The 15,302-nt window shown below is 45.9% G+C and carries 15 protein-coding genes and 1 tRNA gene; 4 read left to right on the forward strand and 12 right to left on the reverse strand.

The features are described 5' to 3' along the window. Positions 1–487: class I SAM-dependent methyltransferase (locus tag HY879_07155; GenBank protein ID MBI5603117.1), on the forward strand; the 487-nt coding region annotated here is incomplete at its 5' end. 193 nt (positions 488–680) lie between these two features. Here the strand turns inward: HY879_07155 and HY879_07160 are convergent. Next, on the reverse strand, positions 681–1,394 hold the full coding sequence (locus tag HY879_07160; GenBank protein MBI5603118.1) for a cytochrome b5: 714 nt from the start codon (positions 1,392–1,394) through the stop codon (positions 681–683). A gap of 152 nt (positions 1,395–1,546) precedes the next feature. Further along, complete coding sequence (locus HY879_07165; GenBank protein ID MBI5603119.1) at positions 1,547–2,395, reverse strand: UbiA family prenyltransferase; 849 nt, start codon at positions 2,393–2,395, stop codon at positions 1,547–1,549. Between the two features lie 236 nt (positions 2,396–2,631). Here HY879_07165 and HY879_07170 point away from each other — a divergent pair. Further along, a tRNA-Lys gene (locus HY879_07170) sits at positions 2,632–2,707 on the forward strand. Between the two features lie 49 nt (positions 2,708–2,756). Here the strand turns inward: HY879_07170 and HY879_07175 are convergent. From HY879_07175 to HY879_07215, 9 genes are all read right to left on the reverse strand, one after another. Further along, the gene (locus HY879_07175; GenBank protein MBI5603120.1) at positions 2,757–3,902 is read right to left on the reverse strand and encodes a site-specific integrase; all 1,146 of its coding nucleotides are present in this window, start codon (positions 3,900–3,902) and stop codon (positions 2,757–2,759) included. Continuing rightward, on the reverse strand, positions 3,868–4,104 hold the full coding sequence (locus tag HY879_07180) for a helix-turn-helix transcriptional regulator (protein ID MBI5603121.1): 237 nt from the start codon (positions 4,102–4,104) through the stop codon (positions 3,868–3,870). Before HY879_07180 ends, HY879_07175 begins: the two co-directional genes overlap by 35 nt. A 151-nt stretch (positions 4,105–4,255) precedes the next feature. Next, complete coding sequence (locus tag HY879_07185) at positions 4,256–4,534, reverse strand: excisionase family DNA-binding protein (GenBank protein MBI5603122.1); 279 nt, start codon at positions 4,532–4,534, stop codon at positions 4,256–4,258. Between the two features lie 8 nt (positions 4,535–4,542). Continuing rightward, entirely contained in the window at positions 4,543–5,940 is a 1,398-nt protein-coding gene (locus tag HY879_07190) for a DEAD/DEAH box helicase (GenBank protein ID MBI5603123.1), read from the reverse strand. Positions 5,941–6,175: 235 nt separating this feature from the next. Next, positions 6,176–8,269: a hypothetical protein gene (locus tag HY879_07195; protein ID MBI5603124.1), complete on the reverse strand. Its 2,094-nt coding sequence runs from the start codon at positions 8,267–8,269 to the stop codon at positions 6,176–6,178. A 9-nt stretch (positions 8,270–8,278) separates the two neighbouring features. Then, positions 8,279–8,482 (reverse strand): helix-turn-helix domain-containing protein, encoded by a 204-nt coding sequence (locus HY879_07200; GenBank protein MBI5603125.1) that lies wholly within the window; start codon positions 8,480–8,482, stop codon positions 8,279–8,281. 129 nt (positions 8,483–8,611) lie between these two features. Next, a complete protein-coding gene (locus tag HY879_07205) occupies positions 8,612–9,463 on the reverse strand; it encodes a hypothetical protein (GenBank protein MBI5603126.1) in 852 nt (283 codons plus the stop codon). A gap of 276 nt (positions 9,464–9,739) precedes the next feature. Then, positions 9,740–10,042, reverse strand: a complete 303-nt coding sequence (locus HY879_07210) for a hypothetical protein (protein ID MBI5603127.1) — start codon at positions 10,040–10,042, stop codon at positions 9,740–9,742. Between the two features lie 555 nt (positions 10,043–10,597). After that, a complete protein-coding gene (locus HY879_07215) occupies positions 10,598–11,122 on the reverse strand; it encodes a helix-turn-helix domain-containing protein (GenBank protein MBI5603128.1) in 525 nt (174 codons plus the stop codon). A gap of 701 nt (positions 11,123–11,823) precedes the next feature. On the opposite strand from HY879_07215, the gene HY879_07220 reads away from it, so the two are divergent. Both HY879_07220 and HY879_07225 read left to right on the forward strand, forming a co-directional pair. Next, positions 11,824–13,212 (forward strand): NCS2 family permease, encoded by a 1,389-nt coding sequence (locus HY879_07220; protein MBI5603129.1) that lies wholly within the window; start codon positions 11,824–11,826, stop codon positions 13,210–13,212. Positions 13,213–13,454: 242 nt separating this feature from the next. Next, positions 13,455–14,666 carry a thiolase family protein gene (locus HY879_07225; GenBank protein ID MBI5603130.1) on the forward strand — a complete coding sequence of 404 codons (1,212 nt, stop codon included), beginning with the start codon at positions 13,455–13,457 and terminating at the stop codon, positions 14,664–14,666. Between the two features lie 76 nt (positions 14,667–14,742). Here the strand turns inward: HY879_07225 and HY879_07230 are convergent. Continuing rightward, positions 14,743–15,302 (reverse strand): sensor histidine kinase (locus tag HY879_07230; GenBank protein ID MBI5603131.1); only part of this gene is annotated, 560 nt, incomplete at its 5' end.

Raw genomic sequence — 15,302 nt, forward strand, 5'->3', positions numbered from 1 at the left:
ATTAGTCGCCCTGGAAATAGGCTGCGGCCGGGGTGCCGGGGCCGGACTCATCATGGAAGAGTATGGACCGTCATGGGTTTACGCCATGGACCTGGATATCCGGATGCTCAAATGCGGGAAAGACTATCTCGCCTCCCGAAAAAAGAAAGGGATTTCTCTTTCCGCCGGAGATGCCTGCTATCTCCCGGTAAAAACAGGGTCCATGGATGTGGTCTTTGATTTCGGCGCCCTCCACCATGTGGTGGATTGGCGGGCTTCCCTGGCTGAAATTGCCCGGGTGTTGAAATCAGGGGGCCTCTTTTTTATTGAAGAATTTTACCCGGCCCTATATCAAAACTTCATCACCCGCCATCTCCTTGTCCATCCCACGGAAGACAGGTTCTCCGGACCGGACCTCAAGCAGGCCATGGGCGATGTCAAACTTAACCTAAAAGAGACCCTCGAATCCAAATGGCTGGGCATCCTGGGGGTGGCGGTAAAGGGGTAGATTTTTCTGCGGGTTAATTTCTGTTTGGATCAACCCCCTGCCTTTTCCTGCTCGATCCGTTCATGAAGCCACATGGCCATGAGCTGGGAAAAGGGAATTCCTTCGGTAATTTACTCATTTTTTATTCCGATCCAAATAAGTTCTTCTGGTTTTGAGGGACATAGGAAAAGCCGTTACACATCGCCAACACGCTTCATTCCCGCTCGATGGGAAAGGTCATCCTGGCGCCGAACCAGCCTATGATGGTAACCAGGGGGAGCAGGGAAAGGATGAGGAGCAGGTAGATTCCACTCACGAGGTGGAAGGACTCAAGGATATCCGGGACGGCAATCCGCCAGACCAAAGCCACGATCTCGATGCCAAGCAGGATGACCGCCAGGCGTTTTTTGATGTTGACCGGCCTGAGCGGCCTGGCCCGGTAATTCAACCACCAGGTGTAATAGCCGGTAGTTATGGCTACGGGCGTGAAGAGGAAGCCCCCTCCCAGACAGTGCAGGGCCGTCGTTTCAAAACTTCCTATCCCGGTAATGAGATAAAGGAGTGTAAAGATCGTCGTGGCGAACATAAAGACGATGGGGAAATGGATCGTCATGGGATGAGGATGGCGTCTGAGCATGGGAAACCGCTTCAGGAGCCAGGATAAAATCTCTGGTAATTCTCTCTCGGGAAGATCTTTTTTCTTTAAAACCGCCACCTGCGGGTACCGCTCAAGGACCTCCTGGCCCTGGGGTGCTGCCTGGATATCGGTTGTCAGATCCGTCCCGGCGTGGTGGCGTTTCATGTGGAGGCCCCCCTTCCACAATTTACTCCCACTTACATCGAAAACCCTGTCCTGATGTACAATATAAACCGGATTTCCGTTTTCTCCGTTGAATTGCGTGAGATCCTTGGGATCAATCTCTTTCATCGGCCAGATTCTTTCTATGAACTTATCTCTTACCAGTTCGCCAACCAAACCCTCGTGTCCTGTTGGGGCATCATGAAAAATGAATACATCGATGATTATAGCAACCTGTTAAAACTTTAAACTTGCATCTTACAACCTGCAACAACATCCTCTCAAATCAGAATGGTGATCAGAACCACCAGTAACAAGGTGAACGGATAATAACTGGCCCGGTTGAACAAGGCCAGGGCTTCCTGACGTCGCTTCGTCTTCAAAAGCCGGTAAGCCGGAAGGAGCAGAAGATAAAACCCGGCACCGAAAGAAGCGATGACCGAAAAAAAATCCGCTCCAGCCCTGGAAAAATTCAGAAGAATCCCGTTCAAAACAACTGCCAGGATAAGGGCGGAAAAGATAATCGAATTGGCCCAATCCGGCCCAAAGCAAACCGGTATGGTGGTCGCCTGCAACTGCCGGTCTTCTTCGAGGTCGGCCCAATCATTGGGCAGGTTTTGTCCGCCGATCTCCCAGAAAAAAAGCCAGAGAAACAGGAGGATGACAAAGAGGATGGAAGGGTTTGGGTCCACGGCAAAGACGGCGGCCAGTCCGCCGGAAGTCTTTACCACCCCGCTGACCAAAATTTTCAGGGTACTGCTCTGCCACAGGAGGCAGTAAACCGTCTCCAGAAGAGCGGCCCCCAGAAAAATAACCACGCAGAAAGGGTTCAGGATAAAAGCCCCGGCCATGGCCAGAAGCGCCCAGGCTATGGCCCAGAAGAGGGCCTGTTTGAAGGACAAAAGACCGTGGGCCATAGGATGACGAATAAAAATGGAGTCGAGATCATCGGTTGCTTCGGGAATCAATCCGGCGTCGAATCTCTTTTTATCAACCCGATAATCCACCAGGTCATTTAAGGCATAAACGGCGGTATATCCGGCAAAGGCCGTGATAAAGCCCAGGAGGATGATGCTTAAAGGGGGGATGGCCCCATACCAGAGCAAGGCGGCCAAACCGGGAGTGGCCATATCCAGTATCCCATGAGGGGTCCTGGAAAGGGCTAAGAAAAGCTTCAACTGGGAAGGGCCGGACTTTAGGGTGGTGACAGAAGTGACAGTCAAGTGGCTGCTCCAGGCAAAAGGAATTAACTGTTTTTTTATATTACCAAAACATCTCCCTTTGTTCCATGAAATTTTTGCTATTCATTACAACTTTTTTCTTGTCCATTTCCAAAAATTATGGTATTTGATCTATTTTTAACGATGGGCCGTTAGCTCAACAGGTAGAGCAACTGACTCTTAATCAGTAGGTCGCTGGTTCGATCCCAGCACGGCCCACCATATAAAATCAAGGAGTTACCCTTCTTATTTCCTCTCATTGCCCTGCCTCTTAAGCTAAATTGTGAAGTAAATGTGAAGTGGAATTTTTTTCTTCCTGAATTTCATCAATTTTATGGTTAATGGTCTGGTCCAATAGATCAACCGCCTTGACCTTATGACTCGGTGCTAAATGGGCATACCGCAAAGTCATGGTCAGGGTTTTATGGCCCAGAAGCTCCTTGACCGTGGTCAGGTCTACCCCGGCCATTACCAATTGAGAAGCAAAAACGTGTCGAAGGTCATGGGGGACAAAGTCTTTGATCCCGGCCTTCCTGCAAGCCGTTGTAAAAGACCGTTTGACATCCTTATAGGGTTTCCCTGTTTTAGCGTCATAGAATACCCAGGGAATGTCTAACCGCCTCGGTCTCTCTTTGGTTCCGACAAAATGGGATTCCAAGATTTCCCTAAGCGTTCCATTAATAGGGATCTCTCTCCGTTCCCCGTTCTTGGTATCATCCAATAAAATGAACCCCTGCTTAAGGTCCACCTGATCCCACCTCAAATTAAGGATCTCCGATTTCCGACAGCCGGTATTGAGAGCCATAACAACGATAGGCTTTAAATGCCCATCGCATTCCCCCAGGAGATTTTGAATCTCCTCTTTGGAAAGATACCTTAACCGCCGGTTGTTTTCCGGAAGTAATTTGACCTTCCGAATTCGTTTCAAGATCCCCTCCTCCACCATGTTCCAGTCAACCGCCTTGGTGAACATATGTTTCAGTGTAGCCAATAGACGGTTTACCGTGGCCGGCTTGTTTCCCCTGTTAAACCGTTTTCCATTATTCAGCCGTCCGGTCTGGAATTGTTCAATGAGCAGGGTATTGAACCGCCTAAGAGGAAGATGGCCAAACTCTTCCTTCAGTTGGCCTATAAAACCTTTCTTCCGTTCATAGGACCTCTGTCTTTCGGCCCAAGCAAGGTATTCTTCAGCCAGTTCATTAAAGGTATGGTTCGGGATCTTTTTTACTTCCGGTTCCTCTCCTTTTTTAATTTCCTGCCTTCTATCGGAAAGCTTATCTACGGCTTCGGCATATTTTTCAGACTTGCTTGATTCCCTGATAATCCTTCCTGCAAGATTTTTATAACAGATCCAGTAAACGTTTCCCCGCTTGAAGATACCTTTAATCCTGGCCTTCTCCCTTTTTCCTTTGGCCATGTTTTTTCACCTCCTTCCTTTTTTGGATTAACTTCTCTTTGACACAATCCAGGAGAAGCATTAGAGGCTTTCCCGGCTTTCTCAGGCCGGCCTCCATCATGAAGATATAATTTTGGGTAACCCCCAGGAGGTCCCCAAGCTCTTGTTGGGTAAGTTCAAATTCCCCCCGGAATCCCCGAATATCTTCTTTGCTCCATCCCATGATTTATACTTTACTAACTATGTTAGCTATTGTCAAGTCTTTTCTCACTTCACATTTGGTTCACAATTCACTTCACACCATCCTTAAACCATTTGTTTTTACGACTACATTTTTACGTGTTTACTGACTTTCAATCAGTAGGCCACCCTATTTATTTAACAACTTTCAAGGATGGAACTGGTTTCCGGGTCTGTGTTTCAATCCATTTATCAACCTGAGACTTTTTGAATCGGTTTAAATCTCCGATCTTGAAAAAGGGAATCTCGAAAAACTTAATCTTTTTATGAACCAGGTCTTCACTCACTCCAAGGTATTCAGCAACCTCTTTCACGGAAAAGATTTTGTCCTCCCCGGTTCCCTTCTCAAAAAGAGGTTTCAGAATCTTTAAAACTTCCCCGGCAATAGCCGAAGCCAATTCTTGATGGTTCATGTCAATTTTTAATTCCATAACCACTCCAACCCCTGGTTCCTTATCCCCACGTCCTTATAGGCCCTTAACCTGGCCTTATAAGCGGCTTGAAGGACACCCGGCCTATCCAGGTAATCATAAATGACCGGCGCCTCTTTTCCTTTGTCCGTTCGCAAGATCCGGCCAACATATTGTTTAACCCGGCCTTCAAATTTAATTGGTGTTCCAAGAAAAAGACTTGATAAAGATGGGAGGTCAAACCCTTCGCCGATAAGCTGGGAAGTGGCCACAAGGATTTTGACTTTGCCTTGATTCAATTCTCCCACAATTCTTTTTCTCTCCTTTGAATTCATATCTCCGTAAAGTTCTCTGGTCAGCCTGTAAGGAGAAACCATTTTCGCTAAGGTCCGACAATGTTCCTTCCGGTCACTGATAACCAGGGAAACTCCGTTGCCATTTTTCGAAGCATTGAGAACGTCCCTGGAAATAAGACGGTTTCTGCTTTCATCTTCAGCCAAGGTGGTAATCATAGGTTGATAGTCCTCCGGCCCCCGATAGTCATATTTAAACCCGGTTTCCCTGGTAACCAACCTGGCCGTCATTATGGCCTTTTCTTTCTGCAAGTCCCTGGTTTCAATTTTGTGAACCCGGTCCCCGATATGAAGAAAAATCAATTTAGTCAATCCGTCCCGCCGGTAGGGTGTAGCTGAAAGGCCTAACATGTATCGGCAATCAAAGCCGGTCACGGCCTCGGTAAAGGTCCTGCTGGGGGTCCTGTGACATTCGTCTATGATTAAATAACTTATCCTTGCCCTAAGTTCATCGGTCAGCTTCAACACACTGTTGACGATCCCCACGGTTAGCTTTTGGCCGATGTTCTTTTTACCGTCCCCAATTAAGCCGATTTCCTCTTTATCCATTCCCAGGAATTGAACGGCCCTGGCCTGCCATTGGTAAAGAAGTTCTTTGGTATGGGTTAGAATCAAGACAGGTTGTTTCCTCCTGGCTATGGTGGCAAGCCCTATGATGGTTTTACCGGCCCCCGGTGGCGCTTCCAGGACTCCAAATCTCCGGCCTACTATCGCTTCTATCGCCTCATCTTGATATGGACGAATGGTCCCTTTGAAATTGAATTCAACCTCTGGAAGAATCCGGGTCCGGTCGATTACCTGGTAGGGTAGCCGGTAATAGTCCAGAATTTGGAATAACTGATTGGTAAAACCCCGGGGGATAAGGTAACCGGCGCCTCCACATTGAAAGAAAGACAGGGTTTCCGGTGTCTCTCCCTGCCAATATCCATACTTATCGTTTTCAATCCATTTTGGGTTAGGGAAGGTCAACCGGTCCCGGAGATCCCCTTCCGCTCTGGAAGGCAAGGCCCCCACAATTTTGACATGGTTGGATATCTTAATTTGAAGTTTTTCCATTTTGAATTTTCTCGCTTCGTCTAAAAAGTGTAGCCAAAAATGTAGCCACTCGAATGGCTACACGTAACGCCATGAAATAATTTAATAAAATTGCAAAAAATCATTTTTTTTATATATAGGAGGAGAATATTTAAAATAAATACCCTCCCACACCCTTAACTTATTCATTTTTGCCTATTTTTGTGTGTAATTCAAATATGTTATCGTGTTGCCACTTGGGTGGCTACAAAAATGGCTACACTTTCGTGTTGGCCATATTCCATTCCTTATTTTTTATATCAAAAAATATCTCTTTCGCTCGTTCCAGGTTTTTTTTCGCCATATCATAAAACCCTAACCCAGCCCGATGCGCATGGACCGCTTGTTTTAACTTACGGTCATTTCTTGGTCCGGTGGAAAGGGTTCGTCTAATTTTTTCTTCCAGCTTAGCCATCACATTATCTGCGTCAATCGGATCATATAACCGCCTTACCTTCAATTGCCAATCCATTAAGGCAATAACATTTTGAATCACGCCTTCATCGATTGCCTTTTTTCCCTCATTTACAGCAAAAATAGACATGAAACGCACGGCATAGGTATCAAGGCGCTTTGAATGGATTGAACGATCAAGGTCCATATACCAAGTGTGATAGAGAGCCTTTGCCTCTTGAGTAAGACACAATTCAGGCCCATCTTCAACTTGCCTTAGAACGTCATTCAGCCCATTTTTCATCCTTGATTTTTCGCCCTCCGGTATTCTCTCCGGGATAGAAAATTTCTTTTGCCCGCTACCAGGGACAAGGAACAGCCGGTTATTAAAACCTATATCGGTGAATGAGGAGTCCCAGGTCTGCTCATAGGTTTGAATGGTACTGGCCGCTAAAATAGAAAGATGAGCGTTTTCAAGTCTAATGTCAGTTTTCTTGGTTTGGCTCTCATACCGGTTGGATTCAAAAAGTGTGTTGATGCAAGGTAAAAGGACGCTGCTTTCGATTTTGCACTTGGAAACAAAGGATTTGAATTCGTCAAAGCAGAGAAGAAGCTTTTTGGCCCCGCTTGGATTATCTCCCTCGCCCATACGCTTTTGAAGCCCCTCGGCACTACCTACACCAAAACAAACAGGAAAGTCCGGCAAGACATCTTTAAAAAATGAAACTGCCTTGGTTATCGCTGTTGACTTCCTGTCATCAGCACTTTCCCCTAAAAGGAGGGTATAAAAGCGGGGTTGTGTATCAAGTTCCGTGTTTAGTCTTATCCGTTCTGATAGGATGGTCCCCAGGCAAGTTAAAAAGGACATGAAAAAGAAATGCTCGGGCACTTCCAAAAATGATGAATAAATCCTGGCAAACGACCCCGCCACTCCACCCATGATCTCTGAAGGGAATTCAAGCCCCCTGCTGGGTGTTGGTAAAGGCTCCGGCTCGGGCTTAGGGGGTTCATCATATTCAACCTTAATCTCCGGCCCCTGATAGGTTTCCCTCACACCAGATAGCGCCTTTTCGACGGTCACCTGTCCGTAAGTTTTTCCTTGCCCAGCAGACCGGTCCCATTTATCCCTCATCAAACCACTCGAACGGAAAAGCCTGTCCAGGGTGTTGTGGTCCTGAGAATAGAACGCAACCAGGTTTACAAAGGCAAGGTCGGCCTCGCTTTGGCTTGGATACCCGGAAATATTCCCTGCGTATAACTCTTTGAATTTGGACCCGTTTCGGGCTTGCCTGCCTTTCGATAGTATTTCTTCATCACTTAGGGATAAACTTAAACGGATTAGTACGGGGGTGGGTTCGAGCTTTTCTTTTTGACCAAAAATCTCCCGGTGAATTTCGTCTATTTCAACTTGCCGGTGTTCGATTGTCAATGGGGTCCCATCAATGTGGTGGCCGGTACAGGTAAGAAAACGGCCCTTCTCATAGATTTCAAAACCATTTTTTTTATTCCCAGGTCCCGGTATTTTCCCCTTAACAAAAATTCGGACGCCAGTTCCAGATGGAGAAATTTCCGAATATGAATTTAGTCGATTGATTATATCCTGCCCCCACGAATTAATTTCTTTTGTTTCAGGGTTTATGCAGTGGTCTAAGTCAATGCCGACAAATGGATCAGCCTCCGACACAACAAAACCTATTCCCTGAATACCATCTCCCTTGTTATGGTGAAGATAGCGTGCATAGGCTGTAAGACCATTGGCCCAGGTTGAAGAAACGTTAGTTTTCGCAATTTCTCCGTTACGGGCATTTACTGGGATCTTGGTGGGCTTGCCATCTATTATTTTTCCGTATTTCCAGCAAACCCAATTTTTAAGGGCTTTCAAGTCTTCCGGAATTTTTTCAAAATCTGGTTCTCCCATGACTCTTCCCTAAGCCCCCTGGTCTGTGGTCGAGAAAATTTCCTCAACACGGCATTTCAGGGCCTTGGCAATTTTTTTCTTAATTTCGGGCTTGGGTTCAATCCACCCCCGAACAATTTTAGACAAGTAGGGCTCTGGTATCTCCGCATCACGTGCAATAGCGATTTGAGGACGTTGTGATTTAATTATTTTGGTTTTCAAAGGAATGTTCATTCTTCACCTCTCAAAGAATTAGAATATGTTATTTTGAAAATAATATTCTTTTTCCTAAGAGTCAAAGACACGAACTACAATAAACTGGTCAGTAAATTTAAATAGTTACGGGGGAATTAATATTTCTATTTATTTAAAGAGGGGTTGGGATGGATTTAGCTGAAGTTCTTCGTGGCAAAGTTGTATAAGTTCTTGATAGATTTTATCATCAAGGGGAGAAAAATCATCCAAATAATTTTCATGAAGTATAGTATTAACAAGAATAAAAACCCTATGCAAAATTAAAGTCTCCGCTTTAGGTGGGTAACCCCGGTAATAACGTTTAATTTGATCTTCTTTTATTTCAGTTGTTTTTTTCTTTTTCAGTTTGTTTTCTATTTTGGCAGCCTCTTGACAGGCACCTGAAAAATCTATTTCCCCTTTAAAAGAAGGCGTATGGACCTCTTTCATGTGTTTCTCAAGTAGTCTAACCCCCTTATTAAACCAATGTTCTTTAAAACAATATGGTCTAAGTGCATTAACCGCTACTATATAAAATCTGGAATCCCCTTTTCTACAGGCACCCAAATAATTCTTTTGAAATTTAGAATAATAATTATGAATGTCCCGTTGGATGGTTTTGGCAACTTCAACCTCCTGATCGTTAAGGGGACTTTTTTTATGACACCTTCTAACAATATCTGCATATACTCGAAGCAACCCTAAGTGCTCTTCAGCGACACAGGCAAGCTGTAACCGGTTTTCTCTATTATCTGATTTCGGGAAGTGTGCATTTAAAGATTTAAGTTTTTTGAATTCAATATTTTTACTTTCAGGTCCTACGGGGGCATCAGCACCCCCTGGGGCAAATGAACGAGGTGCTTTTATGTGAATTTCTCTTTTACAATTTTCAATTCCATTCGCACAGTCATTACCCAGACAGAATATAGGTGAGATATTATGGAACCTAAATTTTGGACAATCCAAAGCCACCTCCTGCAATGGCATCTCCTACTTAAAAGGTTTGGGGGGAAAGCCGGTAGGAGTTCGGCCTTTTCGGTCCCGATGATCAGTCGGGGCCTATCCCCCAAGAATGAAAATTACACCAGACGTGATACTCTTATTTTATCGGTTCAATTGTTTCTAAATTTGTTAGGAAATATTGTCCTTCTTCCGGCTGAGCCGGGGGTGTACCTAAAAGAAATTAATAAATTACTCAAGCAGATTTTTTTCATTTAAAAAATAGTTTCAAACTCGTATTGCGACCACACAAAAATATTATCTTTTTCTCATCTTGTATTGGTCAAAAACAACTACACCAATAAGAACCACGCAGATCAAGACAAGAATAACGTTTTCAATACTAATGTTTTTAAAAATGTATTCACCTATTAAGGGATTTGATGTGAATATCCATACTCCAAATAAAATAATGGCGAAAAGGACAGCCCCCCCAATAGCCAATCTAATAAGCCAGACGATCAAATCACCTAACAAATCTCGCGCAGTTTCATTTGAAAGAACAAGAATAACCAGGAGAAGAGCGATAATAAGCAGGAGAAGAGCGATAATATAAAGCATTTTTATCTTCCTTCCGTGTGTGCTATCATTTCAGCCAAGCAACCACTTTAAAACTATTATCGTGCTAAGCACAGTGGAGACGGCAAACCAGATTCCAATCCAATACCAGAAACCTCTTGGTACCTCAACCTCCGTATCGGGTCTTGTCCCCTGCGCCTCCTAACATTAAAAGAACATTCAGTAGGACGACTACGGCAACGAAGCAGGCCAACATCCATCCAATTTGAAACCAATAGCTACCCACTTTTACCCTCCCTGAAAACCTACTGTTGTATGGGCCACGAGTTATTCCCTGATAAGAATTGGTTTTTAATGGAAGAAACCGTACGATGAGAGAACCATCTCTATTTCAATTCTGAAAATAATAACAAAAATACCCCACCTCACTTTTGAGAAATGGTGTCTATTATTCTTCCATTGACTACCTCTCCGGTTAGGGTTGCCAACTAAAAGCGAATCTGTCTTTTCTTGAAAAAGAAAAACAAATTCAATCAATAAAGTCAACTAATATATTTTGAGGTTTCAGATCCCCAGGTTTACGGCTTCCCACTTTTTTTAGGACCCATCTGAAGGGGCATCCTGATAAATTTGTTTCTCTCGCTCTGCTATGATCACATCTATCAAACTTTGGAGATCTGCTCGGCTTAGGGTGCGAATCTCGGAGATTTGAGCGGCGAGATTAACGGTAGACTCGTTGTCAAGCAATCTGGCCGTCTCAACGGTGTGTTTGGTGATCCCGGCTAATTGAAAGGCGGACATTTCATTCAGCCGCCCATCACCCATCAGGTCAACAGATTCATCGGCCCGTTTATACAACTTCCCGGATAAGCTTCTTTTAATCTGTTCCACATGTTCCGGTTGAACTGGAACACTTACCTTCCTGTTTGCTATCCGGGAGATAGTTGAAATAGGCCGCCCGGTTTCCCGTGCAATTTGCCGAATGCCCTTTCCGCTTTCAAGCAAGGCCACGATGCCGGCCTTCTCGATTTCATTCAAGCGATACCCCCGTTTTTTGTTGGCCTTCTCATCAGGGCTCAATTTCTTTCTCTTGGGCTTACTGGTATTGATTTCTTCAGTCATTTGCTTACCTCTTTCGTCATAAAGATGATGATGTATCCTACTGCCGTTTATCACGTCTCTATTTGCCTTATAGAAGCCTTAAAATCGATCTTGAAAGGGAGTCCCGTTTTCATTTCCGCCCGGTCGTTATGGGATGAGAGGAAATAATATCCACCCCCTAAACCCCAAAGGAATCTAACAGCGATTCCCATTTTTGACCCCCCCCGGCCCATTTTGATGTGAAGTAATTGTGAACCTATCACATCAGTTTAAGGCCGGATAGAACCCCTTGGCCTCTTGGTATCATTTTAATTTTTCCAATAAATCGTAATAGGTAGGATTTGAGAGGAAAAAGAATAGGTTGCCTTGAGAGACTCTTAATCAGTAGGTCGCTGGTTCGAGCCCAGCACGGCCCACCATATATCAAGCAGTTACACAGTTACACCACGCACTGACCACCCCAAAGTGACCATAGTGGCAATCTCCTTTTTTGCCCTCCCTTGCAGGAAGTCTGGGTTTCCAAGGATCTCCGTTTTCAATTGCCACGATTCCCGATACCCGTGAATAATTTTAACCAAAGCTATTTGTAATTTTTTGACTTTATTTCAATTGCATGGTAGGTAATTTTTTGTAAAATAATCAGGCTTTTTGGTAGACCCTTTTACCAAAGGAGTTCCAGTGAATGAATAACGGGTCTCATTATTCAAAAAGAGGGGGACACAATGCTTGATTCGTTTTTTGGGCTCAAGAAAAGCGGCAGTTCGGTGGGGAGAGAGGTTTTGGCCGGGGGCACGACATTCATCGTGATGGCTTACATCATATTCGTCAATCCTGCAATTCTTTCCTTCGCCGGGATCAAAGATTTTCAAGGGCTGGGCCCCCCTTTTGTGCCGACCATGGCCGTAACCTGCCTGGTGGCCGGGATAATGACGATCCTTATGGGTTTCGTCACCAATTATCCTCTTGCCATTGCCTCAGGAATGGGGCTTAATGCGGTTGTGGCCTTTCAACTGATCGTGGGGCTCAAATTGCCCTGGCCGTCGGCCATGGGTATCATCTTTGTTGAGGGTTTAATCATCTCCGTCCTCGTGATAACGGGTTTCCGGGAAGCGGTTATGCAAGCCATCCCGCTGACTTTCAAACGGGCCATCAGTGTCGGCATCGGTTTATTTATCCTCTTCATCGGCCTCGTAAACGGCGGTTTTGTAAAGGCCGGGGTGGGAATCCCCGTCACGATAGGAGAATTCGGCAGTATCCAGGCCCTGGTCGCCATAATAGGGTTCTTTCTCACCCTTACCCTCATGGCTCGTGGGGTGCGGGGCGCCCTGCTGATCGGCATCATTATTACCACAATCGTCGCCATCTTCCTCAATGCCGTGAGTGGGTACACCGCCTTCTCTACCCCCGGAGTGGCGGTAATGCCCCGTCGGATTCTTGCTTTTCCGGACTTCTCAACCTTCGGCCGGGGCTTCAACTTCGAAGCCTTTTCCCGACTTGGAATCCTGTCTGCCTTGCTTACGGTCTTTTCCGTCATGCTGGCCGACTTTTTCGACACCATGGGCACGGTCATCGGAATCGGAGGGAAGGCCGGTTGGCTTGACGAAAAGGGGGCCTTACCGCGGATTAACAAGATCCTGTTCATCGATTCACTGGCCGCCGCCTTTGGGGGGTTTGCTTCTGCCAGTTCAGCGACCACTTATATCGAGAGCGCAGCCGGCGTTTCCCAGGGCGGACGGACAGGTTTAGCCTCGGTGGTTACAGGGGTCCTTTTCCTTTTGGCCCTATTCTTTTCTCCCCTCGTTGCCGTCGTACCCGCCCAGGCCACGGCCCCGGCATTGATCATTGTGGGTTTTCTGATGTGCGGTATTGTCCGGGAGATTCCATTTGACGATTTTGACGAAGGTTTTCCGGCGCTGCTGACCATGGTAATGATGCCCTTTACCTACAGCATTACCAACGGTATCGGGGCAGGTTTTGTATCTTACGTGTTTATCAAGCTGGTCAGGGGGAAGGGCCGTGAATTGCATTGGATGATGGTTCTGGTGTCCCTGGCCTTTTTTATCTATTTTTGCCTTGACTGGATTAAAAAAGGTATCGGATCATCTTTATAACTATAACAAAATATTACAAAAATACAAATCAAAATTTTTACTTCTCAATTTTTTACCATGATCCGGCTTAATATTTTCTTTATTTTGACCGCATAACATAATTAAAGAGAAAGATTTCTTACCTCTGCCCGAAATTTTCTTGATTTTTCAAAATAGTTCTCTTAAAATATATCTTTTTTAAGACCGTTCTTTTTATAAAGGGGAACGCCCTATTTTTAATAAAATTAAAGGAGAAAAATTTTATGGCACCAAGAGAAGTGGTTATTGTTGACGGCTCCCGTACGGCCTTCGGCCGCATGGGGGGAACCTTAAGAGACATTTTCTCATCCAAGCTGGCCGGAATCGGCGTCAGGGGTCTGGTGGAAAAGGCAAAAATCAAAGAGAAAGGGGTTTTTGTGGACTCCGTATTTTTAGGCAGCGCCACCCATTGCTCGACGGCCCTGAACCCGGCGCGTTGGGCCGTTCTGGATTCCGGGCTGGGTTATGAAACCACGGCCTCTTATGTGGAGATGCAGTGCGGTTCGGCAATCGATGCCATTAATCATGCCGCCTGGAAGATTTTAGCCGATCAGGCCGATGTGGTCATCGCCGGCGGTATGGAATCCTACAGCCAGATGTGGGTCAAGTTTTCCATGGCCAATCCGCCTTACAAACTCGTACCGCCCATGCCGATCATGACCCAACTGGCCCCTCTAAAAGAAGACAATATGGGCATGGGGCTGACTGCCGAAAACCTTCAGGTCATGTATAACATCCCCCGGGAGGCCTCCGATGAATTTTCCTATAACAGCCAGATGAGGGCCAAGGCAGCCATGGAATCCGGAAAATTCGATGAAGAAATTATCCCGGTTATCTTCCCGGCCACTAAAAAAACCCCGGAATATGCCTTTAAAGTAGACGAGCATGTCCGGCCGGAGACCACCCTGGAAGGCCTGGCCAAACTGGCTCCGGCCTTTAAAAAAGATGGGACGGTCACGGCCGGTAACGCTTCCGGGCGCAATGACGGCGCGGCCTTCGTCCTCCTGATGACCGCCGAAAAAGCCAAGGAATACGGTTATCAACCCTATGCCAAATGGCTGTCCGGCGCGGAGTATGGCGTGGATCCCAAGCTCATGGGCATCGGCCCGGCTTATGCCATCCCCAAGGCCTTAAAGCGGGCCGGCTTGAAGCTTTCCGATATCGATATATTTGAATGCAATGAGGCCTTCGCGGTTCAAAACCTGGCGGTGATCAAGGAGTTGGAGAATCAGGCCGGTTCCAAGATCGATATGAACAACTGGAACCCCATGGGCGGGGCCATTGCCTTCGGTCATCCCAACGGGGCCTCCGGTGCCCGGATCTGCATGTTTGCTATGCGGGAATTGGCCAGACGGGGAGGAAAATATGGCTTATTCTCCTCCTGCTGCGGCGGCGGGCTCGGCGTGGCTTCCGTCATTGAAAATTTGAGGAGATGATTTTTTAAATCAAAAAAATAGACAGGATTTACAGGATAGGCCGGATCAATAAATCCTGAAAATCCTGTCTAAAAAATTAAGGGAGATAAATACTGAAACATCCCCCTTCCTGATCCTGGGAATTAGTGATCAAGATATACCCTTCCCGGTCTTTGTTTTTGTGGAGTTTGGCAACCGAATGGGCGAAATAAAGGCCAAGGCCGGTTCCGCCGGTAAAAAAACCGGTGGCCATGGGGGTATCCGGGACCTTGTTGAGCATGTGTTCCGGATATCCTGCCCCGTCGTCTTCAATTTGAATATTCAAAAATCCCCTTGCGTCCTTTCGGGCGGTAATCTTTATGACCTCCTTGGCATAGCGGAAGGCATTATTCAGGACATTATTGATGACTCCCCCGATAAGGTCTCTATCAAAAAACCAGGAAAAGCCGTCCGAGCAATCGACCTCGATATGGATAGCCTTGGAATCCAGAAGCGGTTTATTGTAAAGGACGGCTTCTTCGATGATTTCACTTACCACCTGATAATCGATGTTTAAAGTCAATTGAGCTTTATCCATCTTGTATAGAGTCAGCAACTGGATAAGGTTATTATTGACCCGTTTGGCCTCGTATTGCAGCTTGGACAAGGCCTGATAAG

Source organism: Deltaproteobacteria bacterium (genome assembly GCA_016219225.1).
GTDB lineage: Bacteria > Desulfobacterota > RBG-13-43-22 > RBG-13-43-22 > RBG-13-43-22 > RBG-13-43-22.

Coding starts and splice junctions, on each gene's coding strand:
- HY879_07210 (MBI5603127.1), bottom strand. CDS start 10,042: ATGCTTTATATTATCGCTCTTCTCCTGCTTATTATCGCTCTTCTCCTG.
- HY879_07195 (MBI5603124.1), bottom strand. CDS start 8,269: ATGGGAGAACCAGATTTTGAAAAAATTCCGGAAGACTTGAAAGCCCTT.
- HY879_07175 (MBI5603120.1), bottom strand. CDS start 3,902: ATGGCCAAAGGAAAAAGGGAGAAGGCCAGGATTAAAGGTATCTTCAAG.
- HY879_07215 (MBI5603128.1), bottom strand. CDS start 11,122: ATGACTGAAGAAATCAATACCAGTAAGCCCAAGAGAAAGAAATTGAGC.
- HY879_07220 (MBI5603129.1), top strand. CDS start 11,824: ATGCTTGATTCGTTTTTTGGGCTCAAGAAAAGCGGCAGTTCGGTGGGG.
- HY879_07160 (MBI5603118.1), bottom strand. CDS start 1,394: ATGAAAGAGATTGATCCCAAGGATCTCACGCAATTCAACGGAGAAAAC.
- HY879_07225 (MBI5603130.1), top strand. CDS start 13,455: ATGGCACCAAGAGAAGTGGTTATTGTTGACGGCTCCCGTACGGCCTTC.
- HY879_07190 (MBI5603123.1), bottom strand. CDS start 5,940: ATGGAAAAACTTCAAATTAAGATATCCAACCATGTCAAAATTGTGGGG.
- HY879_07180 (MBI5603121.1), bottom strand. CDS start 4,104: ATGGGATGGAGCAAAGAAGATATTCGGGGATTCCGGGGGGAATTTGAA.
- HY879_07200 (MBI5603125.1), bottom strand. CDS start 8,482: ATGAACATTCCTTTGAAAACCAAAATAATTAAATCACAACGTCCTCAA.
- HY879_07165 (MBI5603119.1), bottom strand. CDS start 2,395: ATGGCCACTCCCGGTTTGGCCGCCTTGCTCTGGTATGGGGCCATCCCC.
- HY879_07185 (MBI5603122.1), bottom strand. CDS start 4,534: ATGAACCATCAAGAATTGGCTTCGGCTATTGCCGGGGAAGTTTTAAAG.